The sequence below is a fragment of the Micromonospora sp. WMMC241 genome, assembly GCF_027460165.1.
GTDB classification, from domain to species: Bacteria; Actinomycetota; Actinomycetes; order Mycobacteriales; family Micromonosporaceae; genus Micromonospora; species Micromonospora humi.
Map to the genome: position 1 here is coordinate 1,150,321 of NZ_JAPZBF010000001.1, position 21,344 is coordinate 1,171,664.

At 73.1% G+C, this 21,344-nt stretch carries 22 protein-coding genes; 17 read left to right on the forward strand and 5 right to left on the reverse strand.

Translation table 11 applies throughout. The annotated features are described in order from the left end of the window. Positions 1 to 11 precede the first annotated feature (11 nt). A complete protein-coding gene (locus O7598_RS05540; protein ID WP_269690302.1) occupies positions 12 to 524 on the reverse strand; it encodes a hypothetical protein in 513 nt (170 codons plus the stop codon). Between the two features lie 109 nt (positions 525 to 633). Then, on the reverse strand, positions 634 to 1,080 hold the full coding sequence (locus tag O7598_RS05545; protein ID WP_091069523.1) for an Lrp/AsnC family transcriptional regulator: 447 nt from the start codon (positions 1,078 to 1,080) through the stop codon (positions 634 to 636). Positions 1,081 to 1,227: 147 nt separating this feature from the next. Here O7598_RS05545 and O7598_RS05550 point away from each other — a divergent pair, with 147 nt between their 5' ends. From O7598_RS05550 to O7598_RS05600, 11 genes are all read left to right on the forward strand, one after another. Beyond that, positions 1,228 to 2,106: a tryptophan 2,3-dioxygenase gene (locus O7598_RS05550; protein WP_269690303.1), complete on the forward strand. Its 879-nt coding sequence runs from the start codon at positions 1,228 to 1,230 to the stop codon at positions 2,104 to 2,106. 14 nt (positions 2,107 to 2,120) lie between these two features. Continuing rightward, positions 2,121 to 3,401: a kynureninase gene (gene kynU, locus O7598_RS05555; protein WP_269690304.1), complete on the forward strand. Its 1,281-nt coding sequence runs from the start codon at positions 2,121 to 2,123 to the stop codon at positions 3,399 to 3,401. Beyond that, on the forward strand, positions 3,398 to 4,726 hold the full coding sequence (locus O7598_RS05560; RefSeq protein WP_269690305.1) for an FAD-dependent oxidoreductase: 1,329 nt from the start codon (positions 3,398 to 3,400) through the stop codon (positions 4,724 to 4,726). The genes kynU and O7598_RS05560 overlap by 4 nt, the downstream gene beginning before the upstream one ends. Before the next feature lie 20 nt (positions 4,727 to 4,746). Continuing rightward, positions 4,747 to 6,228 (forward strand): 2-hydroxymuconic semialdehyde dehydrogenase, encoded by a 1,482-nt coding sequence (locus tag O7598_RS05565; protein WP_269694760.1) that lies wholly within the window; start codon positions 4,747 to 4,749, stop codon positions 6,226 to 6,228. Between the two features lie 83 nt (positions 6,229 to 6,311). Then, positions 6,312 to 7,106: a 2-keto-4-pentenoate hydratase gene (locus O7598_RS05570; protein ID WP_269694761.1), complete on the forward strand. Its 795-nt coding sequence runs from the start codon at positions 6,312 to 6,314 to the stop codon at positions 7,104 to 7,106. Beyond that, the gene (locus O7598_RS05575; RefSeq protein WP_269690307.1) at positions 7,103 to 8,092 is read left to right on the forward strand and encodes an acetaldehyde dehydrogenase (acetylating); all 990 of its coding nucleotides are present in this window, start codon (positions 7,103 to 7,105) and stop codon (positions 8,090 to 8,092) included. The genes O7598_RS05570 and O7598_RS05575 overlap by 4 nt, the downstream gene beginning before the upstream one ends. Beyond that, positions 8,089 to 9,150, forward strand: a complete 1,062-nt coding sequence (gene dmpG / locus O7598_RS05580) for a 4-hydroxy-2-oxovalerate aldolase (protein ID WP_269690309.1) — start codon at positions 8,089 to 8,091, stop codon at positions 9,148 to 9,150. The genes O7598_RS05575 and dmpG overlap by 4 nt, the downstream gene beginning before the upstream one ends. Further along, entirely contained in the window at positions 9,147 to 9,920 is a 774-nt protein-coding gene (locus tag O7598_RS05585) for a 2-keto-4-pentenoate hydratase (RefSeq protein ID WP_269690310.1), read from the forward strand. The genes dmpG and O7598_RS05585 overlap by 4 nt, the downstream gene beginning before the upstream one ends. Before the next feature lie 20 nt (positions 9,921 to 9,940). Further along, the gene (locus tag O7598_RS05590) at positions 9,941 to 10,399 is read left to right on the forward strand and encodes a RidA family protein (protein WP_269690311.1); all 459 of its coding nucleotides are present in this window, start codon (positions 9,941 to 9,943) and stop codon (positions 10,397 to 10,399) included. Continuing rightward, positions 10,396 to 10,920, forward strand: a complete 525-nt coding sequence (locus O7598_RS05595; protein ID WP_269690312.1) for a 3-hydroxyanthranilate 3,4-dioxygenase — start codon at positions 10,396 to 10,398, stop codon at positions 10,918 to 10,920. The genes O7598_RS05590 and O7598_RS05595 overlap by 4 nt, the downstream gene beginning before the upstream one ends. After that, the gene (locus tag O7598_RS05600) at positions 10,920 to 11,921 is read left to right on the forward strand and encodes an amidohydrolase family protein (RefSeq protein ID WP_269690313.1); all 1,002 of its coding nucleotides are present in this window, start codon (positions 10,920 to 10,922) and stop codon (positions 11,919 to 11,921) included. Before O7598_RS05595 ends, O7598_RS05600 begins: the two co-directional genes overlap by 1 nt. Before the next feature lie 83 nt (positions 11,922 to 12,004). Here the strand turns inward: O7598_RS05600 and O7598_RS05605 are convergent, their stop codons facing one another. Beyond that, the gene (locus O7598_RS05605; RefSeq protein WP_269690314.1) at positions 12,005 to 12,949 is read right to left on the reverse strand and encodes a poly(ethylene terephthalate) hydrolase family protein; all 945 of its coding nucleotides are present in this window, start codon (positions 12,947 to 12,949) and stop codon (positions 12,005 to 12,007) included. 181 nt (positions 12,950 to 13,130) lie between these two features. Between O7598_RS05605 and O7598_RS05610 the strand changes: the two genes are divergently transcribed. Genes O7598_RS05610 through O7598_RS05620 form a run of 3 tightly spaced genes read left to right on the forward strand, consistent with a single transcriptional unit; the run spans position 13,131 to position 15,351 of the window. After that, a complete protein-coding gene (locus O7598_RS05610) occupies positions 13,131 to 14,594 on the forward strand; it encodes an amidase (RefSeq protein WP_269690315.1) in 1,464 nt (487 codons plus the stop codon). Between the two features lie 48 nt (positions 14,595 to 14,642). After that, positions 14,643 to 14,951 carry an aa3-type cytochrome oxidase subunit CtaJ gene (gene ctaJ / locus O7598_RS05615; RefSeq protein WP_442929804.1) on the forward strand — a complete coding sequence of 103 codons (309 nt, stop codon included), beginning with the start codon at positions 14,643 to 14,645 and terminating at the stop codon, positions 14,949 to 14,951. Continuing rightward, the gene (locus O7598_RS05620) at positions 14,938 to 15,351 is read left to right on the forward strand and encodes a DUF5130 family protein (protein ID WP_091069547.1); all 414 of its coding nucleotides are present in this window, start codon (positions 14,938 to 14,940) and stop codon (positions 15,349 to 15,351) included. The genes ctaJ and O7598_RS05620 overlap by 14 nt, the downstream gene beginning before the upstream one ends. A 66-nt stretch (positions 15,352 to 15,417) precedes the next feature. Here the strand turns inward: O7598_RS05620 and O7598_RS05625 are convergent, their stop codons facing one another. Together O7598_RS05625 and pepN are read right to left on the reverse strand one after the other, a co-directional pair. Next, complete coding sequence (locus O7598_RS05625; protein ID WP_269690316.1) at positions 15,418 to 15,981, reverse strand: Uma2 family endonuclease; 564 nt, start codon at positions 15,979 to 15,981, stop codon at positions 15,418 to 15,420. An 84-nt stretch (positions 15,982 to 16,065) separates the two neighbouring features. After that, positions 16,066 to 18,612, reverse strand: coding sequence for an aminopeptidase N (gene pepN, locus O7598_RS05630; RefSeq protein ID WP_269690317.1), 2,547 nt, complete (start codon positions 18,610 to 18,612; stop codon positions 16,066 to 16,068). A 230-nt stretch (positions 18,613 to 18,842) separates the two neighbouring features. Between pepN and O7598_RS05635 the strand changes: the two genes are divergently transcribed. The 3 genes from O7598_RS05635 (at position 18,843) to O7598_RS05645 (ending at position 21,300) form a co-directional block, all read left to right on the forward strand. Continuing rightward, positions 18,843 to 19,469 (forward strand): mycothiol-dependent nitroreductase Rv2466c family protein, encoded by a 627-nt coding sequence (locus O7598_RS05635; protein ID WP_269690318.1) that lies wholly within the window; start codon positions 18,843 to 18,845, stop codon positions 19,467 to 19,469. Positions 19,470 to 19,643: 174 nt separating this feature from the next. Then, on the forward strand, positions 19,644 to 19,973 hold the full coding sequence (locus O7598_RS05640; RefSeq protein WP_269690319.1) for a hypothetical protein: 330 nt from the start codon (positions 19,644 to 19,646) through the stop codon (positions 19,971 to 19,973). A 127-nt stretch (positions 19,974 to 20,100) separates the two neighbouring features. Further along, positions 20,101 to 21,300 carry a DUF1015 family protein gene (locus tag O7598_RS05645; protein ID WP_269690320.1) on the forward strand — a complete coding sequence of 400 codons (1,200 nt, stop codon included), beginning with the start codon at positions 20,101 to 20,103 and terminating at the stop codon, positions 21,298 to 21,300. Positions 21,301 to 21,344: the final 44 nt, after the last annotated feature.

A 21,344-nucleotide genomic window follows, 5' to 3' on the forward strand; every position in this document is an offset into this window, starting at 1 on the left:
ACCGGACCCCCTCAGACGCGGCCACCGGTCTTGCGGCGGGCGCCCACGCCGGCCACCACGGCCACCGCCACCAGGCCGCCGACCAGCAGCAGCGAGCCGGCGCCCCGGCCACCGGTCGCGGTGCCCCCGCCGCCGGTCGCCGGGCCCTTGCTCGGCTGCGACATGTTCAGCACGGTGAGCATGGTCGAGGCGGTGGCGCCGTTGGAACAGTCCAGGTTCACCGGGTAGTCGCCGGGTGCCTTGTTGCCGGGCACGGTGACCGAGCCGGTCAGGAAGCCGTTGTTCGAGCGCAGCGTCACCCGGCCGAACGCGTCCGAGGTGACCTGCGCCTGACGGTCGTTGTTGTTGTCGCAGCCGGCCCGGAGGTTCACCCGGGAGCCGGCCTGGACGCTGTTCGGCGTCACCTCGATGAACACGTTCTCCCCGGCCCGGGCCGGTACGGCCGTGGTCAGGACGAACGCCGCGACCAGGCCGAGCAGGCCCAGTACGGACGACAGCGCGCGATGTGACAGGAGCCCTCGCATGGTTCCCCCCTCCCGGTGCGACGTCGCACCGGACCTGCTGACGGGCAGCGGGGGCTGCCTTCCCGGCCAGCGGCGCTGTTAACAGGGGGCCCCGCCTCTACCGGAGGCGTTAAGCGGGGGCCCCTCCTTTCTCCACCGGGTGCCAGGCCAGCGGCGTGGAGAGGACCATGGTGCTGGCGGGCTGGCCGTAGGGGGCGAGGCGGTCGATCACCGCCTCGAACTCGCCCATCGACGCGGCGGCGACCTTGAGCATGCTGCACGCGTCGCCGGTGATCCGGTGGATCTCCATGATCTGCGGCCACCGCGCCACGTCCGGGTCGTTGAGGATGCACCGGGTGCCGTAGCAGGACATCCGGATCAGCGCGAGCACGGTTCGCCCGGCCCGGGTCAGGTCCACGTGCGCGTGGTAGCCGGTGATCACCCCCGACTCCTCCAGCCGCCGCACCCGTTCGGCGACCGCGGGCGGCGACAGGTGCACCCGGCGGGACAGCTCGCTGTAGGAGAGCCGGGCGTCGGATTGGAGCTCGCGCAGGAGCGCCCAGTCCATGTCGTCCACGCGGCGACCTTTCTTCCGTGAAGTCGGTGACCCGAGATGCTTTCAGTTCGTGAAGTGAACCCACCCTACCGCCGTTGAACAGGCATTCCGTCCGCGCGTCCACCGGCGGGATCATGGCGTCTACCCCGCGCACGGACGGAGAACACGGTGGAACACACGACGGCGGTGCGCCCGGTCACCGGTCAGCAGCGGGCGGCCCGGGCGGCCCGCAACGGCGGCGAGCCGACGCTGGAGTTCGCCGAGCGCGTCCCCTACGACGCGTACGTCCACGCCAGCACGCTGCACCGGCTCCAGCAGCCGCTCAGCGAGGACCCGGGCGAGATGTCCTTCCTGATGGTCAGCCAGATCATGGAGCTGTACTTCAAGCTCACCTGCCACGAGCTGCGGCACGCCCAGCGCGAGCTGCGGGCCAACCGGGTCTGGGAGGCGTTGCCGCCGCTGCGCCGCGCCGCCCTGCACCTGGAGGGCCTCAACGCGGCCTGGCAGGGGCTGCGGTGGATGACCCCGGCCGACTTCAACCGCTTCCGCGACCGCCTCGGCGAGGGCTCCGGCTTCCAGTCGGCCATGTACCGGCAGTTGGAGTTCCTGCTCGGCCTCCGGGACCCGGCGCTGATCCGCCCGTTCCGCCGGGACGCCGACGTGCACGCCGAGCTGACCGCCGCGCTCGCCACGCCGAGCCTCTGGGACGACGTGGTCGCGCTGCTCGCCCGCCGCGGCTTCGCCCTCCCGGCCGAACTGCTGGAGCGGGACGTGGCGGCCGAGCACGAGTCGCACCCGGCGGTCGAGGCGGCCTGGGTCCGCGTCTACGGCGACGGCGGGCCGGACAACCACATGCGGATGCTCGGCGACGCGTTGACCGAGGTCGCCGAGCGGTTCGGCGACTGGCGGTGGAACCACGTCAAGGCGGTGCAGCGCACCATGGGCGCGAAGGTCGGCAGCGGCGGTTCGGCAGGCCTGGCATGGTTGCAGCGCAGCATGGCCCGGGTGGTCTTCCCGGAGCTGTGGTCGGCCCGTACCGCGATGTGACCGGAGAACAATCGATGATCACCCCCGAGAGCGAAGCCCACCGGCTCGACGCCGCCGACCCCGGCCACCGGCACCTGTTCCACGTGCCGCCGGCCGAGGGCGGGCCGCACCCCGACGTGGCGTACCTGGCCGGCAACTCGCTGGGCCTGCAACCCCGGGCCACCGCCGACGAACTCGTCGCCGACCTGGACGCCTGGCGCCGGCTGGGCGTCGAGGGGCACCTGGAGGCGGAGCGGCCCTGGCTGCCCTACCACGAGCTGCTGACCGCGCCCGCCGCGCGGCTGGTCGGCGCGCTGCCCACCGAGACCGTGGTGATGAACTCGCTGACGGTCAACCTGCACCTGCTGATGGTCAGCTTCTACCGCCCGGTGGGCGGGCGCACCCGGATCGTCATCGAGGACAGCGCCTTCCCCTCGGACAGCTACGCGGTGCGCAGCCAGGCCCGCTTCCACGGCCTCGACCCGGACGCCACAGTGGTGCGGCTCAAGCCGCGCCCGGGCGAGGACACCCTCCGCACGTCCGACGTCACCGACTTCCTGGCGGCCGAGGGGCATACGGTGGCGCTGCTGCTGCTCGGCGGCGTCAACTACCTGACCGGCGAGCTGATGGACATCCCGGCGATCACCGCAGCGGGCCGGGCCGCCGGCGTGGTGGTCGGCTGGGACCTGGCGCACGCGGCCGGCAACGTGCCGCTGGCGCTGCACGACTGGGACGTCGACTTCGCCGCCTGGTGCTCCTACAAATATCTGAACTCCGGCCCGGGCGCGCTGGCCGGCGTCTTCGTCCACGAGCGACACCTCGGCGATCCCGCGCTGCCCCGCTTCGAGGGCTGGTGGAGCACCGAGGCGGCCACCCGGTTCGAGATGACGCCGGTGTCCCGTCCGCCGGCCACCGTGGAGGCGTGGCAGATCTCCAATCCGCCGATCTTCGCGATGGGCCCGGTGCGTACCTCGCTGGAGCTGTTCGACGCCGTCGGCATGCCGGCGCTGCGCGAACGCAGCCTGCGGCTCACCGGCTGGCTGGAGCGGCTGCTCGACGAGGTGACGCCCGGCCGGCCGCTGACCGTGGTGACGCCCCGCGACCCGGCCCGGCGTGGCTGCCAACTCTCCGTCCGGGTCGGCACCGGCAGCGCCGGCGAGTTGACCAAACGGCTGCGGCACGAGCACGGTGTGATCGCCGACGCCCGGGAGCCGGACGTGGTGCGGTTCGCCCCGGTGCCGCTCTACTCGACGTACCACGACTGCTGGCGCGTCGCCGAGGCGCTGGCCGCCACGGTTGCGAAGGAGGAGTCGTGACGGAACGCGACGAGATCGCGGTGGTCGGGGCCGGGCTGGCCGGCTGCCTGCTGGCCTGCTTCCTGGCCCGGCGCGGCTACCCGGTCGCGCTCTACGAGCGGCGGGGCGACCCCCGCGCCGGCACCGTCGAGCGGGGCCGCTCGATCAACCTGGCCCTCTCCGAACGCGGCCTGGACGCGCTGCGCCGCATCGGCCTGGACGAGCAGGTGATGACGGACGCGCTGCCGATGCGCGGCCGGATGATCCACCCGGTCGAGGGTCAGCCGCAGTTCCAGTCGTACAGCGTCTCCGGGGACCGGGCGATCAACTCGATCAGCCGGGGCGCGCTGAACAACGCGCTGCTCGACGCCGCGACCGCACTGCCCGGCGTGCGTGTCGCGTTCGACCACCGGCTGGTCGGCCTCGACCCGGTCGGCGGGGAGATGACCTTCGAGACCCCGCAGGGCAAGGTCACCGCCACCGCGTCGGTCGTCCTCGGCGCCGACGGCGCCGGCTCCGCGGTGCGCGGGCAACTGCTGGCGTACGGGGGCCTGACCGAGAGCCTGGACTTCCTCGACTACGGCTACAAGGAGCTGACCATCCCGCCGATCGGCGGGGAGTTCGCCCTGGACCCGGGCGCGTTGCACATCTGGCCGCGTGGCACCTCGATGATGATCGCGCTGCCGAACCCGGACCGCTCGTTCACCTGCACGCTCTTCTGGCCCACCCACGGCACCAGCAGCTTCGCGTCGCTGAGCAGCCCGGCGGCGATCGAGCGGTTCTTCGCCGCCCACTACCCGGACCTGGTCCCGCTGGCGCCGAACCTGGTCGACGACTACCAGCACAACCCGGTGGGTGTGCTCGGCACGGTGCGCTGCACGCCGTGGCAGGTGGCCGGCACGGTCGGCCTGCTCGGCGACGCCGCGCACGCCATCGTGCCGTTCTACGGCCAGGGCGCGAACTGCGCGTTCGAGGACGTGGTCGAGCTGGACCGCTGCCTCGACGAGTGCGACGACGAGTGGGCCGCCGCGCTGCCGCTGTTCCAGCGCCGCCGGCAGGACGACGCCGAGGCGATCGCTCGGATGGCGCTGGCCAACTTCGTGGAGATGCGGGACAAGGTCGCCTCCCCGGTGTTCCGCGCCCGCAAGACGGTCGAGCACGCGCTGGAGCGGGCGCTGCCCGGCCGCTACGTCTCCCAGTACGAGCTGGTGTCGTTCTCCACCACCCCGTACGCCGAGGTGCGCCGCCGGGTGCGCCGCCAGTACGCGGTGGTCGGCGCGGTCGCGGCCGGTGCGGCGGCGCTGTTGGCCGCCGGCGTCGGCGCGGCGCTGGGGAGGCGGCGGTGACGCTCTGGGACCCCCGGCTGATGACCGGGCACGCGCCGGACGGGCCCGGCCTGCTGCGCAACTTCGTCGGTGGCGCGTTCGTCGACACCGGTGACCGGTTCACCAAGCGCAGCCCGGTCACCGGCGAACCGGTCTTCGAGGTGGTCGAGGCCTCGCGGTCCACGGTGGACGACGCGGTGGCCGCCGGCCGGGCGGCGCTGCGCGGCCCGTGGGGCCGGATGGGGGAGCGGGAACGCGCCGACGTGCTGCGCCGGGTCGCCGACGAGTTGGAGCGGCGCTTCGACGACCTGGTAGCGGCCGAGGTCGCCGACACCGGCAAGGCCATCTCGCAGGCCCGCACGCTGGACATCCCGCGCGGCGCGGCCAACTTCCGGGCGTTCGCCGAGATCGTGTCGACCGCGCCGACCGAGTCGTTCACCACTGTCACCCCCACGGGCGGCCGGGCGCTGAACTACGCGGTTCGCAAGCCGGTCGGCGTGGTCGCGGTCATCGTGCCGTGGAACCTGCCGCTGCTGCTGCTCACCTGGAAGGTCGCCCCGGCGCTGGCCTGCGGCAACGCGGTCGTGGTCAAGCCCAGCGAGGAGACGCCCGCGTCCGCCACGCTGCTGGCCGAGGTGATGGCCGCCGCCGGCGTGCCGGACGGCGTGTTCAACCTGGTGCACGGCTTCGGCCCCGGCTCGGCCGGCGAGCACCTGACCCGGCACCCGGGCGTGGACGCGATCACGTTCACCGGCGAGTCGGCCACCGGCAGCGCCATCATGCGCGCCGCCGCCGACGGGGTGAAGGCGGTCAGCTTCGAGCTGGGCGGCAAGAACGCCGGCCTGGTCTTCGCCGACGCCGACCTGGACGCGGCCGTCGCCGGCTCGGTGCGGTCCAGCTTCACCAACGGCGGCCAGGTGTGCCTCTGCACCGAGCGGATCTACGTGCAGCGGCCGGTCTTCGAGGAGTTCACCGCGCGGCTGGCCAAGCGTGCCGAGGAGCTGGCGTACGGCTGGCCGGCCGACGAGGCGACGGCGAACATGCCGCTGATCTCGCACGCCCACCGGGACAAGGTGCTCGGCCACTACGCGCTGGCCCGCACCGAGGGCGCCGAGGTGCGCGCCGGTGGCGGGACGCCGCGCTTCGGCGACGCCCGCGACGGCGGCGCGTACGTGCAGCCGACGGTGCTCACCGGCCTCGGGCCGGACGCCCGGACCAACCGCGAGGAGATCTTCGGGCCGGTGGTGCACGTCGCGCCGTTCGACGACGAGGACGAGGCGTACGCGCTCGCAAACGGCACCGACTACGGCCTGGCGGCGACGGTCTGGACCCGGGACGTGGGCCGGGCGCACCGGGCCGGGGTGCGGCTGGACGCCGGCATCGTCTGGGTCAACACCTGGTTCCTGCGCGACCTGCGCACCCCGTTCGGCGGGGTGAAGGCGTCGGGCGTCGGCCGGGAGGGCGGCGTGCACTCACTAGCCTTCTACTCCGAGCTGACGAACGTCTGCGTCGATCTGTCGTGAGCGCGAGGAGTGAGCCGGTTTTGCGAGCCCCGCAGTCGCGAACGAAAGGTGGCGCTGTCATGACCACGAGCGAGGAGCCCGCCATGACCGTGGACATCGAGGCCGCCAACCGGGAGCTGGCGGTGGCCCGGCAGGAGGGGAAACCCTGCCCGCCGCTGCGCGGCCGGCTGCTGCCGGAGGGCGACGTCGAGGCCGCCTACCAGGCGCAGCAGGTCTACACCCGGCAGCGCCTGGGCAAGGGGCACCGTCGGGTCGGCGCGAAGATCGGCCTGACCTCCCGGGCGGTGCAGGAGAGCTTCGGCGTCTTCCAGCCCGACTTCGGGGTGCTCTTCGACGACATGGCCGTCGGCGACGGCGAGGAGGTGCCGATCGGCCGGCTGCTCCAGCCCCGGGTGGAGGCGGAGATCGCGTTCGTGCTCGGCGCCGGCCTGCCGGACGAGCGGGTCACCACGGTCGACCTGGTCCGGGCCGTGGACCACGTGCTACCGGCCATCGAGATCGTCGACTCGCGGATCGCCGACTGGGACATCTCGATCGTGGACACGGTGGCGGACAACGCCTCCAGCGGGTTGTTCGTGCTCGGCACCGCGCCGCGCCGGCTCGCCGACGTGGACCTGCGGCTGTGCGGCATGGTGCTGGAACATGCCGGGGAGCCGGTCTCGGTCGGCGCGGGCGCGGCCTGCCTCGGCAACCCGCTGCACGCGTTGCGCTGGTTGGCCGCCACCATGGCCCGCGCCGGCGATCCGCTGAAGGCCGGCGACGTGGTGCTGTCCGGTGCGCTCGGCCCGATGGTGCCGGTCACGCCGGGTGCCGCGTACGAGGCGCGGATCTCCGGGCTCGGCTCGGTGCGGACCTGCTTCTCCAAGGAGACCTCATGACTGTCGGCGTGGCGGTGCTCGGGTCGGGCAACATCGGCACCGACCTGATGATCAAGGTGTTGCGGCTCAGCAGTGCCGCTGGTGGGTCGCGACTGCGGGACTCCGCTTCGCTGCGTTCCTCGCGCTCCCCGGGGAGGCTGCGCATGGTGGCGATGGCCGGCATCGACCCGGCCTCGGACGGTCTGGCACGGGCCCGCCGGCTCGGCGTGGCCACCACCGCCCAAGGCGTCGACGGCTTGGTCGCGCTGCCCGAGTTCGCCGACGTCGAGCTGGTCTTCGACGCCACCTCGGCCGGCGCGCACCGCCGCCACGACGAGGTGCTGCGCGCGCACGGCCGGACCGTGGTCGACCTGACCCCGGCCGCGATCGGCCCGTACGTGGTGCCGACGGTCAACCTCGACGAGCACCTGCACGAGTCGAACGTCAACATGGTCACCTGCGGTGGGCAGGCCACCGTGCCGATCGTGCACGCGGTCGGCCGGGTCACCCCCGTCGCGTACGGGGAGATCGTCGCCTCGATCGCCTCCCGCTCGGCCGGTCCCGGCACCCGGGCCAACATCGACGAGTTCACCGAGACCACGGCCCGGGCCATCGAGGTGGTCGGCGGCGCCGAGCGCGGCAAGGCCATCATCGTGCTGAACCCGGCCGACCCGCCGCTGCTCATGCGGGACACGGTCTACTGCATCTGCCCCGACGCCGACGCCGACCGGGCGAGGATCGCCGCCTCGGTGGCCGACATGGTGGCCGCCGTGCAGGAGTACGTCCCCGGCTACCGGCTCAAGCAGGAGGTGCAGTTCGACCCGGTGGACACGTACGCGCCGGTGCTCGGCCGGCACGTCACCGGCCTCCAGGTGTCGGTGTTCCTGGAGGTCTCCGGCGCCGGGCACTACCTGCCCGCGTACGCCGGGAACCTGGACATCATGACGTCGGCCGCGCTGCGCACCGCCGAGCGGCTGGTCACGCTCCGGAAGGCGGCCGTGCGATGACCGACCTCTACATCCAGGACGTGACGCTGCGCGACGGCATGCACGCCATCGGGCACCGCTACACGGTCGACCAGGTGCGTACCATCGCCGCCGCGCTCGACGCGGCCGGGGTGGCCGCGATCGAGGTGGCGCACGGCGACGGGCTGGCCGGCTCCAGCGTCAACTACGGCCACGGCGCCGCCGCCGACGCGGACTGGATCGCCGCCGCCGCCGAGGTGCTGACCACCGCCCGGCTCACCACGCTGCTGCTACCCGGCATCGGCACCATCGCCGACCTGCGGGCCGCGAAGGCGCTCGGCGTGACCAGCGTGCGGATCGCCACCCACTGCACCGAGGCGGACATCTCCGCCCAGCACATCGCCTGGGCCCGGGAGAACGACATGGACGTCTCCGGGTTCCTGATGATGTCCCACCTCAACGATCCGGCCGGGCTGGCCGCGCAGGCCAAGCTGATGGAGTCGTACGGCGCGCACTGCGTCTACGTCACCGACTCCGGCGGGCGGCTGCTGATGTCCGACGTGGCGCAGCGCGTCGACGCGTACCGGCAGGTGTTGGCGCCGGAGACGCAGATCGGCATCCACGCGCACCACAACCTGTCGCTGGGCGTGGCGAACAGCGTGCTGGCGGTCGAGCACGGCCGGATCCTCGGCGCCGGCCCGCTCGGCTCGCCGTCCGGGCGGACCGTGCGGGTGGACGCGTCGCTGGCCGGGATGGGCGCGGGCGCCGGCAACGCCCCGCTGGAGGTGTTCGTCGCGGTCGCCGAGCTGCACGGTTGGAAGCACGGCTGCGACGTGTTCGCACTCATGGACGCCGCCGACGACCTGGTCCGCCCGTTGCAGGACCGGCCGGTCCAGGTCGACCGGGAGACGCTCTCCCTGGGGTACGCGGGTGTCTACTCCAGCTTCCTGCGCCACGCGGAGCGGGCCTCGGCGAAGTACGGGGTGGACGTGCGCTCGATCCTGGTCGAGCTGGGCCGCCGCCGGATGGTCGGCGGCCAGGAGGACATGATCGTGGACGTGGCACTGGACCTGGCCGGCGACAAGGAGAAGACCTCATGATCGGGCCGGACGTGGCGGGGATCGCCGAGAAGCTGGGCGCGGCGGCGGACTCCGCCACCGCCATCGGTCAGCTCGCCGCCGAGACCGGGCTGGACTCCGACGCCGCGTACGCGGTGCAGGCGGCGCTGGTGCAGCGCCGCCTCGACCGCGGCGAGCGGCTGGTCGGACTGAAGATGGGGCTGACCAGCAGGGCCAAGATGGCCCAGGTCGGCGTGGACGAGGTGATCTGGGGCCGACTCACCGACGTGATGCGGGTGCCCGACGGCGGGACCGTCGACACCGGCGACTTCATCCATCCCCGGGTCGAGCCGGAGGTGGCGTTCCTGCTGGACCGGCTGCCCGACCCGGGCGAGCCGGTCGGCTCGTTCACCCGCGCGGTCCGCGCGGTCGCCCCGGCGATCGAGCTGATCGACTCCCGGTACGCGAACTTCACCTTCTCGCTGCCGGACGTGATCGCGGACAACACCTCGGCCGCCGCCTTCGCGATCGGGCCCTGGTCACCGGTGCCCGACGGGTTGGACAATCTGGGTGTGTTGCTGGAGATCGACGGGCGGGTGGCGCAGGTCGGCTCGACCGCGGCCATCCTCGGCGACCCGCGTCGCGCGCTCGACGAGGGCCTGCGACTGGCCGGCCGGCACGGCGTCCGGCTGCGCAAGGGCTGGGTCTTCCTGGCCGGCGCGGCGACCGCCGCGGTGCCGCTGCGCCCGGGCGCGCACGTGCGCGCCGTCGTCGAGAAGCTCGGCTCCGCCTCGCTGAAGGCGCTCCCGTGAGCGCGAGGAGTGAGCCGGGTTTGCGAGCCCCGCAGTCGCGAACGAAAAGCGGCCCAGCGACCGGTCGGGTCGTCGCGGGCAAGGCCGTGCCGCGCGGGGCGTTCCCGCACGTCAAGGTGGCCGGCGGGTTCGTCTTCGTCTCCGGTACGTCGTCGCGCCGGCCGGACAACACGTTCGCCGGTGTCTCGGTGGACGAGTTCGGCACCACCGACCTGGACGTCCGGGCGCAGACCCGGGCCGTGATCGGGAACATCCGCGACCTGCTCCGCTCGGTCGGCGCCGAGCTGACCGACCTGGTGCAGGTCACCAGCTACCTGGTCAACATGAACGACTTCGGTGGCTACAACGAGGTGTGGGCGGAGTTCTTCGACGCCACCGGCCCGACCCGGACCACGGTGGCCGTGCACCAGCTTCCGCACCCGCACCTGCTGATCGAGATGCAGGCCGTGGCCCTACTGCCGTCCGGAGGTCCGTCATGAGTGAGATCGCCGAGCCGTTCAGCTTCACCGGCTGGATCGGGGAGAACCAGCACCTGCTCAAGCCGCCGGTGGGCAACAAGGAGATGCTGCCCGGCAGCGACGACTTCATCGTCATGGTGGTGGGTGGGCCGAACCAGCGCACCGACTTCCACGTCGACCCGTACGAGGAGTTCTTCTACCAGGTCAAGGGCAACATGCACATCAACCTGATGACGCCCGAGGGCCCGCGTACGGTGCACGTGCGCGAGGGGCAGATGTGGATGCTGCCGCGCAACACCCCGCACTCGCCGCAGCGCCCGGAGGCCGGCTCGATCGGGATGGTGATCGAGCGGGTCCGCGAGGAGGGCACGCTGGAGAAGTTCCAGTGGTACTGCGCCGAGTGCAGCCACAAGGTGCACGAGGTCGAGTTGCAGGTCCGCGACATCGCCGCCGACCTGCCCCCGGTCTTCGCCGCGTTCTACGCCGACGAGAAGGCCCGCACCTGCGACAACTGCGGCGCGTTGCACCCGGGCAAGGGCTGATGCCGCTGCCGGTGGTGGACGTGCACACGCACGTCGTACCCAAGGGGTGGCCGGACCTCGCCGCGGCCTGCGGCGGGTCCGGTTGGCCGTGGCTGCGGGTGGACTCCGAGCGCGCCGCCATGATCATGGTGGGGGAGACGGAGTTCCGCCCGGTCGGCGCACCGTGCTGGGACGCGCCCACCCGGCTCGCCGACATGACCGCCGACGGCGTCGACGTGCAGGTGGTGTCGCCCACCCCGGTCTTCTTCGGCTACGACCGCCCGGCCGACCAGGCGGTCAAGGTCTCCCGGATCTTCAACGACCTCACCCTGGAGGTCACCGCGGCCGGCGGCGACCGGCTGGTGCCGTTCTGCCAGGTGCCGTTGCAGGACCCGGCCGCCGCCTGCGCCGAGCTGGACCGCTGCCTCACCGCCGGGCACGCCGGCGTGGAGATCGGCAACCACGTCGGCGACCGGGACCTCGACGACGCCGGCATCGTGGAGTTCCTGACCCACTGCGCCGAGGTCGGCGCGCCGGTCTTCGTGCACCCGTGGGACATGCCCGGCGGGCCCCGGCTGAACCGGTGGATGGCCCGCTGGCTGGCCGGCATGCCGGCCGAGACGCACCTGTCGGTGCTGGCGCTGATCCTCGGCGGCGTGTTCGACCGGGTGCCGGAGACGCTGCGGATCTGCTTCGCCCACGGCGGCGGCAGCTTCCCGTTCTGGCTGGGCCGCGCCGACAACGCCTGGCACCGCCGCGGCGACCTGGTACGCGGCGCGTCCACCGCTCCGCCCAGCTCCTACGTCGACCGGTTCAGCGTCGACTCGGTGGTCTTCGAGCCGGCCGCGTTGCGGCTGCTGGTCGACACCATGGGCGCGGACCGGGTGCTGCTCGGCAGCGACTACCCGTACCCGTTGGGGGAGCGGCCGGTCGGTCGGGTGGTGCACCGGTCCGACTTCCTCACCGACGCCCAGCGGGCCGCGCTGCTCGGCGGCAACGCCCTGCGCTTCCTCGGCCGGTGACTCGGCTCGGGCGGTCCTGACGGCTTTGGGTGCGTCTGTTGTCGCTGCGGCGACGACAGATGCACCCAAAGCCCCGAGCCGGTTCAGGAGTGCGGGCAGGTGTCGCGATATTCCTCGATGGCGCTGCCCCGGGGGGCCGGGCAGAGGAACTGCTCGTAGCGGGTGTCGTCGTCGACGAACCGCTTGAGCCAGGAGATGCTGTACTTCGCGACCGTCACGTTCGGCGAGGTCGGCGCCGAGTGGCTGGCCGCGTTCAACTCCAGGTACGCCTTGTCCAGGGTGGCCGGCAGGCTGGTGTAGAACGGCTCCGAGTGCGACGACACCGGGGCCACCGTGTCGTTCTCGGCGCCGATGACGAGCGTCGGTACGCGTACCGACGACCAGTTCTTGACCGTGTGCCAGCCGGTCAGCGGGATCGCCGCCTGGAGGCTGGGCCGGGCGTTGGCCGCGGAGAGGCTGCCGCCGCCGCCCATCGAGTGCCCCATCACGGCGAGCCGGTTGCGGTCCACCCGGGCGCGCACCGTGCTGGTGTTGGCCACGTAGTCCACGGCGGCGAGGAGTTGGGTGCCGCGGCTGGCCGGCTGGTCGTAGACGGAGAGCGTGTCGATGGTGATGACCACGAAGCCCTGGGAGGCCAGGCGCGGCCCGAGCCAGGCGACCGAGGACTGGCTGGCGGTGAAGCCGGGGGAGATGGCGACCGCGCCGAAGGTGCCCTCGGCGGTGCTGGTCGGGTAGTAGATCGTGCCGCCCCGGAAGCCGCTCACGCTGGACGCGGCGACAGTGGTCTGGGCGATGGCGAACGGGCCGCGGGTGGCCTCGATGCTTGCCGTCGTGGGCGCGGGACCCCGCTGGTAGGGGTTGGCGGCCAACGTCGAGGCCACACCGGCGCCGGCCCCGGCCGGCGCCACGGGGAGGGCGGCGAGACCGGCCGCGGTCAGCGCCAGCGCGAGCAGCGAGCGGAGGACGCGCGGGAGGCGGCGGGCCTCACGGGTCGGGGGTGGGCTCTGCGGGTCGGGTACGGGTTGCACGGCACGCTCCCTGGGGTGGCGGTTGCGGCGAGTTCGATCGATTTTGATCGATGTAGCAATCGTCCGCGTCCGAGCCCCGGCCGGGCAATCCCGATCCGGTCATGCCACCCGGGTATGGGTCGGGCCGCCGCCCGGACGTGTCGTCCGGCCGTACCGCCGCCGAGCGGGCAGGATGGTGGCCATGGCCGAGCCGCACGACCTGACCGCGCTGGAGCAGGCCGCCGCGATCCGCCGGGGTGAACTGTCCAGCCTGGAGATGGTCGACCACCACCTGCGCCGGGTCGACGCGCTCGGCGACACCGTGGGCGCGTTCGTCACCGTCACCGCCGAGCGGGCCCGGGCCGCGGCCCGCGCCGCCGACGCCGTGCCGGTGGCCGACCGTGGGCCGCTGCACGGCGTGCCGACCGCGATCAAGGACCTGACGCTGACCGCCGGCGTACGCACCACGTTCGGCTCGGCCGCCTTCGCCGACTTCGTACCGCCGGTCGACGCCGACGTGGTCCGCTTCCTGACCGAGGCGGGTCTGGTCAGCCTCGGCAAGACCACCACCTCCGAGCTGGGCTGCTCGCTCTACTCCGAGGGACGGGTCGCGCCGCCGGCCCGCAACCCGTGGAACCTCGCGTACACCGCGGGTGGTTCCAGCGGCGGCGCGGCTGCCGCGGTCGCCACCGGCCTGGTGCCGGTGGCGCAGGGCTCCGACGGCGGCGGCTCGCTGCGCATCCCGGCCGCGCTCTGCGGGCTGGTCGGCCACAAGCCGAGCCGCGGGCTGGTCTCCGGCGGGCCGCTCGGCTTCGGCGCGTTCGGGCTGCCCACCAACGGGCCGATCGGCCGCACCGTCGCCGACGTGGCCGCGCTGCTCGACGTGCTGGCCCGACCGGTGCCCGGTGAGCCCTACCTGCCGCCGGCCGCACCCACCGGCGGCCACCTCGGCGCCGCCCGGGCCGCCGACCCCGGCCGGCTGCGGATCGGCCGCTTCACCACCGGCATGCTCGCCGACGAGCCGGTCCACAGCGACTGCGTGGCCGCCGTCGACCGCGCCGCCGCGCTGCTCGCCGACGCCGGCCACGAGGTGGTCGAGGTCCCCGCGCCGCTCGGCCCGGAGGCGTGGCCGATGTTCGAGACCGTCTGGTACGCGCTCGCGCTCGCTCCGGTGCCGGCCGGCCGGGAGGACGACCTGCTGCCGCTGACCCGCTACCTGCGCGAGCGCGGCGAGGCGGTCGGCGCGGCCCGGCTGATGGCCGCGCTCGGCGGGCTGCAGGCCCAGGTACGCCGGGGGATACGCCGCACCGCCGGCTGTGACCTGCTGCTCTGCCCCACCCTGGCCACCCCGCAGGCGCCCGTCGGCGCGTTCGCCGCGCTCGACCCGGCGGAGGATTTCGACAGGCAACGGCGCTTCTCGCCCTACTGCGCCGTCTTCAACGTCACCGGCGACCCGTCCGTTTCGCTGCCGGTCGGCCGCACCGCCGAGGGCCTGCCGGTCGGGGTGCTGCTCACCGGCCGCTACGGCGACGACGCGACATTGATCGCCACTGCCGCGCAACTGGAGCACCGGTGTGGCGGATGGGATCAGCACCCCGCAATCTGGCGGGCCGTCGACTCCGCTAACGTGAACATCACAAGCGAGGTCGGGCGCGGCCCGTCGTGACCGTCCACCCGACCCGGAACATTCCTGGTCTCTTTCCGCCTGGGGGCGTTGGGATTGTCTGTTACCGAGACGTTGGTGTTCTTCGTCGGCATCCCGGCCGCCGCGGTGCTGGTGATCGCCGGTCTGGCGGCCGCCGGCAGCCGTGGCAACGGTGGCGGCGCCAAGCGCTACCGGCCGGGGCGGCCCTTCGACTTCACTCCGGTCTGGTTCCTGGGCCGCCCGGAGCAGCTGGCCGACTCGGCCGGCACCGCGCTGACCGCCGGGGCCCAGGCACCGGCGCTGACCAGCCGCAAGCAGGAGCAGGCCGGCCGGGAGGCTCCGGCCGGTGGAACCGGAGGCGCAAGTGACCGTTGGTGAAGCGCGGCCCACGACCGGGACGGGCACCCCGCCCGACGTGCTGGACGGGCCGTTCTCGACCCGGCAGCTGCTCCGCATCGACGAGGCGCTCCGCCTGGCCGACCAGGGCACCGGCCTGGTCTTCTCGGTCTACGTCGGCGGCCTCGACGAGCCGATCCGGGAGCACGCCGAGCGGCTGCACCGGCAGCTCGCCGACCCGGACCGGTCGGTGCTGATCGCGGTGTCGCCCAACCAGCGGCAGCTGGAGATCGTCACCGGCAAGTACGCGCGCAAGCGCATCCCCGACACGTACGCCAAGCTGGCCGCGCTCTCGATGGTGGCGTCCTTCGGCGGCGGCGACCTGGCCGGCGGCGTCATCCAGGGCCTCGACCAGCTCGCCAGCCACGCCGGCAAGGGCTGAGCGCCCGACCCGCAGACACGACGAAGCCCGGCCCGCGTACTCGTGGGCCGGGCTTTCTCGTGGGCGTCAGCGGGGCCAGGCGGAGGGGTCCAGCCGCATCGGCCACGGCTCGTCGAGCTGGACGGGGTCGTCCGGCCCCAGTGTGCCCGCCATGTTGTAGTGGACGCCCTTGACCAGGTGGTAGCGGTAGATCACCGGACCGAAGTCGCCCCGCTCCACCCGCCAGTAGTGCGGGATGCCCGCCTCGGCGTAGAGCGTCGGTTTGATCAGCCGGTCGTACCGGCGGCTGCTCGGGGATTCGATCTCGACGACGAGCGCGACATCCGCCGCGTGCAGCCACAGGCCGTCGCGGGGGGCGTCGGGCTTGACCACGCTGACGTCCGGAATGAGATTACCGCCCGGGGCGCGCAGGCCGGCTTCCCGGATGACCCGCCATCCGGGGGGCGCGGAGAGGCGGAGTGCCATCCGCAGATCGTCCGCCAGCTCCTGGTGGCCGAACCCCGGGGGTGGAGTCACGTGCAGGCTCCCGTCGATGATCTCGTAGCGGTTACCGTCCTCGGGCAGGTCGAAGAGGTCCTGCTCCTGCCAGTCGCGCTCGGGTGGGCGCCACTCGTGGGTCGGCTGTGCCATCACGTCCACCTCCTCCGTACACGATAAACGGCCGGGGCCGGCGCGGGCTCCCACCCACGCCGGCCCCGGCCGTCGTACCCCTGCTCAGGCGCTGCGGGCGTCCCGCTCGCGGGCCTTCAGCGCGCGGACCACGCCGTCGCGGCCCTCCGCCACCAGGCGGCGCAGCGACGCCGGCTGGCCGTCGCGGGCCAGCCACGCGTCGGTGGCCGCGACCGTGTCCTCGTCGACCAGGTACGACGGGTAGGCGAGCTGCACGAACTCCTGCGCCGGCTCGCTGTCGCGCTGCGCCCAGACCTGGTCCACGGTGGCGAAGTAGCGCTCCCGGTAGGGCGCGATCAGCTCCACCTGCGCCGGGTGGGTGAGACCCTGCAACAGCGCCCGGTTGCGCCAGTTGGGCAGCGCGTCCGGGCCGGTGAGCTGCGCCCACACCGCGGCCTTGTTCGCCTCGGTCGGCACCAGGGCGTAGGCGTACGCGGCCTCCCGCTCGCCGCTGGCGGTGCGGTCACCGGCCAGTTCGGCGTCCACCTCGGCGGTCCCGGCCGCGCCGTTCGCGACAAGCGACTGGAGCACGGTCCAGCGCAGCTCGGTGTCGACGGTCAGCCCGTCCGGCACCCCGCTGCCGTCCAGCCAGCCGCGCAGCGTCGCCAGATCCTCGCTGGAGCGGGCCGAGGAGGCGTACGCCCGGGCCCAGGCGAGCTGGAAACCGCTGCCCGGCTCCGCCGCGGCGAGGGCGGTCCGCGCGGTGCGGGCCAGGTCCGCCCAGCCGGTCGGCGCCCACTCCGGGTCGGCGTAGAAGGTGAGCGCGGTGGTCGCCTGGCGCAGCGTGGCAGTCACCAGGTTGATGTCGGTCTCGGTGGTCAGCCCGGCCAGCACCAGCGCCACGTAGTCGCGGGCCGCCAGCTCGGCGTCGCGGGTCATGTCCCAGGCGGCCGTCCAGCACAGCGCCCGGGCCAGCGACGAGTCGAAACCGGAGATGTGCTGCACGACAGTCGACATGGACCGTTCGTCCAGCCGCAGCTTGGTGTAGGTGAGGTCCTCGTCGTTGAGCAGCAGCACATCCGCGGCCGGCTTGCCGTGCAGCGCGGACAACTCGGTCAGCTCGCCGGTCACGTCCACCTCGACCAGCTCGCGGCGGGCCAGCCGGCCGTCGGTCAGGTCGTAGAGACCCACCCCGATCCGGTGCGTGCGCAGCGTCGGGTGCCCGGCCGGCGCCTCCTGCCGGACCACCACCCGCTCGTACGTGCCGTCGGCGCCGACGGTCACCTCCGGGCGCAGCGTGTTGACCTGCGCGGTCTCCAGCCACTGGGCGGCGAACTTGCGCAGCTCCCGGCCGGAGGCCGCCTCCAGCTCGGAGAGCAGGTCGTCGAAGGTGGCGTTGCCCCACGCGTGCTTTCCGAAGTAGGCGCGCAGGCCGGCCAGGAACGGCTCCTCACCCACGTACGCGACGAGCTGCTTCAGCACGCTGGCGCCCTTGGCGTACGTGATGCCGTCGAAGTTGACCTCGACGGCCTCCAGGTCCGGCATCTCGCAGTAGACCGGGTGGGTGGAGGAGAGCTGGTCCTGCCGGTAGCCCCAGTTCTTGCGGATGGACAGGAACGTCGTCCAGGCGTCGGTGAACCGGGTGGCGTGGGTGTTGCACCAGTGGCTGGCCCACTCGGCGAACGACTCGTTCAGCCACAGGTCGTTCCACCAGCGCATGGTGACCAGGTCACCGAACCACATGTGCGCCAGCTCGTGCAGGATCGTGTTGGCCCGCTGCTCGTACTCGAAGTCGGTGACCTGCGAGCGGAAGATGTAGTGCGACTCGGCGTGCGTGACGCAGCCGAAGTTCTCCATCGCGCCGGCGTTGAAGTCCGGCACCCAGAGCTGGTCGTACTTGGGCAGCGGGTAGCGCACGCCGAACTTCTCCTGGAAGAAGTCGAAGCCCTGCGTGGTGATCAGGTGCAGGTCGTCCGCGTCCATGTGCGGGGCCATGCTGGCCCGGCAGAAGTAGCCCATGTCGATGCCGTCGTGGGTGTGCCGCACCTCGTGGTAGGGCCCGGCGCAGAGCGCGGTGATGTAGGTGCTCATCCGCTCCGACACGGTGAAGTGCAGCGTCTTCATGCCCTCGCCGGCGGCCTCCTCGCGGGCCACCGGCATGTTCGACACCACCTTCCAGTGGTCCGGGACGGTGGCGTGCCAGGTGTAGACGCTCTTCAGGTCGGGCTGGTCGAAGCAGGCGAAGACCTTCTGCGCGTCGGCGGTCTCGAACTGGCTGTAGAGGTAGGTCTCGCCGTCGACCGGGTCGACGGTGCGGTGCAGGCCCTGCCCGCTGTTCGAGTAGCCGAAGTCGGCGTCCACCACGAGCACGTTCTCGGCGGCCAGGCCGGTCAGCGTGAGGCCCTTCTCGGCGGACCAGTCGGACAGGTCGACGGGATCGCCGTTGAGGGTGGCCGAGCGCACCGACTCGGCGGCCGTCTCGATGAAGGTGGTCGCCCCCGGCTCGGCGCAGCGGAACCGGACCTCGGTCACCGAGCGGAACGTGCGACCGGTGGGCTGCACGGCGGTCGACAGGTCAAGGCTGATGTCGTACCCGGTCACCTCGAGCAGGCGGGCCCGCTCCGTCGCCTCGACCTGGGTCAGGTTGCGCACTCCCGGCACTGTTCGTCTCCATCCCACTCGTCTCGCCGCGCCCCGCGGCACCGGTCTCAGCCCGGTCCGCTCGTGACGGCCGGCTGAGGATCGAGTCTTCCATGCACGCACCGCCTTCGGTGGGCGAGGTCACGCTCTCATTCCGGTACCGATCGACCGGGCGCGGGGTGAGGATCGACGGTGACGACGCCGGGTCCCCGGCGCCGGGGAAGACGTGAAGGGACGACACCGTGACCGAACGTGTCACCGCGGACATGTGGTTCGACCCGCTGTGCCCGTGGGCGTGGATCACCTCCCGCTGGCTGCTGGAGGTCGAGCAGGTCCGGGACGTGGACATCCGGTTCCACGTGATGAGCCTGGCCGTGCTGAACGAGGGCCGGGAGCTGCCGGAGGAGTACCAGGAAATGATGCGCAAGGGCTGGGGCCCGGTGCGGGTGTGCATCGCCGTCGAGCAGGCGCACGGGGCCGAGGCGCTGGCGAAGCTCTACACCGCGATGGGCACCCGGATCCACCTGGGCAAGGAGGAACTGGGCCGGGACATGCTGGTCGGCGCGCTCACCGACGTCGGGCTGGACCCGGCGCTCGCCGACGCCGCCGAGTCCACCCAGTACGACGACGCGCTGCGGGCCAGCCACGAGGCCGGGATGCGGCCGGTCGGCACCGAGGTGGGCACGCCGGTGGTCCACGCGCCCGGCCCGGACGGCACCGGCCAGGTCGCGTTCTTCGGCCCGGTCATCACGCCGGCGCCCAAGGGCGAGGCGGCCGGCCGGCTGTGGGACGGCGTGCTGCTGGTCTCCGCCACCCCCGGCTTCTACGAGCTGAAGCGCACCCGCACCCAGCCCCCCATCTTCGACTGAGGTGCAAGGAGGGGCCCCCTGTTAACGCCTCCGGTAGAGGAGGGGGACCCGCTTAACACCCCGCCGAGCCCCGCGCCGCCCGTCACCGGGCCGGTGCGGGGCTCGTTTCACCGGGTGTCCCAGCCGGCGGCCCCGAGCGAGGCCGCACCACGGCAGCTCCTGGAGGCGTTCTCAATGGCTAAGCACCGCCGCCTGTCCGACGACGCGACGCAGCCGGCGACCGAGGATCCCGGTGCGACGTACTGGTCGGTGGCCGAGGGCGACTGGCCCGCCGGTCCGGCCGAGCTGGCCGACCTGCTGGCCCCGCCGATCGTGGTCGGAGTGGCCCGGGTGGTGGCCACCTCGCGGATGACACCGCCGGAGGCTGGCCGCGCCGGTCGCGCGCCGACCCGGACGGGCGCCGCCGCAGGGGCGACGACGGTACGCCTCAACGCCGGCTCCCGCCCGTCCGCCCCGCCCCGCCGCCCGGCCGGCCCCGGCCGCCACCGCGATCCCGTCACCTGATCCCGCGGCTGTTAACAGGGGGCCCCTCCTCTACCGGAGGCGTTAAGCGGGGGCCCCTCCTTTCACCTGGTGGAAGGGGGCGAGTCCGGCGGCGGGGGCGGAACGGGCACGGGTAGCGTCAGCGGGCATGACGGTCGTGCATCCGATCGCCCGGGCCTGGATCACCACTGGCGGCACCGGCGCGCAGAACTACGACGAGTTCGCCGACGACGCGGAGATCACCGCCATCGTGGCGGCCAATCCGCACAGCGCCCTGGGCATCGAGATGCCCCACCGGGCACCGGACAGCGTCGGCAAGTCGTTCCTCGACGCCCTCCCGGACGCGGTGGCCCGTCTCACCGAGGCCAAGGCGGACGGCAGCTACACCCCGGCCGAGCAGGTGGTGGTGCTCTACCGGATCAGCGCCCCGGGTGAGGAGAGCGCGTACGGGCTGTGGGCCATGGTCGACACCGACCAGATCTCCACCCGCGCCGACGAGCCCGGCCTGGTGATCCGCAACGAGGACGTGTTCATCGCGAAGGTGCGCGAGCGGGTCGCGCTGGCCGAGGCGCTCGGTCACCTGCTCTCGCCCGTACTCCTGCTCCAGACCGGGCGCGGCGACGAGCTGCACGCGGCGCTCGCGGCGGCGACCGAGTCGGCCGGCGCGCCCGCGGCGACCGACGTCGACCAGTCCGGCCGTACGCACGCGATCTGGCTGGTCGGCCCGGGCGCGGCGCAGGACGAGCTGACCGCGCTGGCCGGCGGCGGCGACCTGGTGGTCGCCGACGGCAACCACCGCAGCCTGGCCGCGCAGACCGGCGGCTTCCCGCGCTTCCTGTCGGTGATCACCACGCCGGCGTCGGTCGCCATCCAGCCCTACAACCGGCTGGTCAGCGAGCTGACCACCACGCCGGACGAGCTGCTCGACCGGCTCCGCGCCGCCGGGGCCGAGGTCACCGGGACCGCCGGCCCGGTCGGCGTCCCGGCCACCGGCGGCACCGTGCACCTGCACCTCGCCGGCCGGGGGTACGCGGTGACGCTGCCGCACGTGGGAGCCGGCCGGTTGGAGAACCTGGACCACGCGCTGGTCGAGCGGTTGCTGCTGCGCGACGCGCTGGGCCTCGACCCGGGCGACAAGCGGATCACGTACGTGGGGGGCGACTACCCGGCGAGCTGGCTGACCGGTGAGGTCGACGCCGGCCGGGCCGAGCTGGCGGTGCTGGTGGCGCCGGTGACCGTGGACGACTTCGTCGCGGTCAATCTGGCCCGGGAGAAGATGCCGCGCAAGAGCACCTGGTTCACCCCGAAGGCGCGGGCCGGCCTGGTGGTGGCGGAGCTGCCCCGCTGACCGGCGTGTGACGTACCGCCTCCGGGTCGCCGCCCGGGCGACGA

Bases quoted from the DNA above. Each gene is read 5' to 3' on its own strand.
- O7598_RS05540 (WP_269690302.1), bottom strand. From the start codon at position 524: ATGCGAGGGCTCCTGTCACATCGCGCGCTGTCGTCCGTACTGGGCCTG.
- kynU (WP_269690304.1), top strand. From the start codon at position 2,121: ATGATCACCCCCGAGAGCGAAGCCCACCGGCTCGACGCCGCCGACCCC.
- O7598_RS05565 (WP_269694760.1), top strand. From the start codon at position 4,747: ATGACCGGGCACGCGCCGGACGGGCCCGGCCTGCTGCGCAACTTCGTC.
- O7598_RS05570 (WP_269694761.1), top strand. From the start codon at position 6,312: ATGACCGTGGACATCGAGGCCGCCAACCGGGAGCTGGCGGTGGCCCGG.
- O7598_RS05575 (WP_269690307.1), top strand. From the start codon at position 7,103: ATGACTGTCGGCGTGGCGGTGCTCGGGTCGGGCAACATCGGCACCGAC.
- dmpG (WP_269690309.1), top strand. From the start codon at position 8,089: ATGACCGACCTCTACATCCAGGACGTGACGCTGCGCGACGGCATGCAC.
- O7598_RS05585 (WP_269690310.1), top strand. From the start codon at position 9,147: ATGATCGGGCCGGACGTGGCGGGGATCGCCGAGAAGCTGGGCGCGGCG.
- O7598_RS05595 (WP_269690312.1), top strand. From the start codon at position 10,396: ATGAGTGAGATCGCCGAGCCGTTCAGCTTCACCGGCTGGATCGGGGAG.
- O7598_RS05600 (WP_269690313.1), top strand. From the start codon at position 10,920: ATGCCGCTGCCGGTGGTGGACGTGCACACGCACGTCGTACCCAAGGGG.
- O7598_RS05610 (WP_269690315.1), top strand. From the start codon at position 13,131: ATGGCCGAGCCGCACGACCTGACCGCGCTGGAGCAGGCCGCCGCGATC.
- O7598_RS05625 (WP_269690316.1), bottom strand. From the start codon at position 15,981: ATGGCACAGCCGACCCACGAGTGGCGCCCACCCGAGCGCGACTGGCAG.
- O7598_RS05640 (WP_269690319.1), top strand. From the start codon at position 19,644: ATGGCTAAGCACCGCCGCCTGTCCGACGACGCGACGCAGCCGGCGACC.
- O7598_RS05645 (WP_269690320.1), top strand. From the start codon at position 20,101: ATGACGGTCGTGCATCCGATCGCCCGGGCCTGGATCACCACTGGCGGC.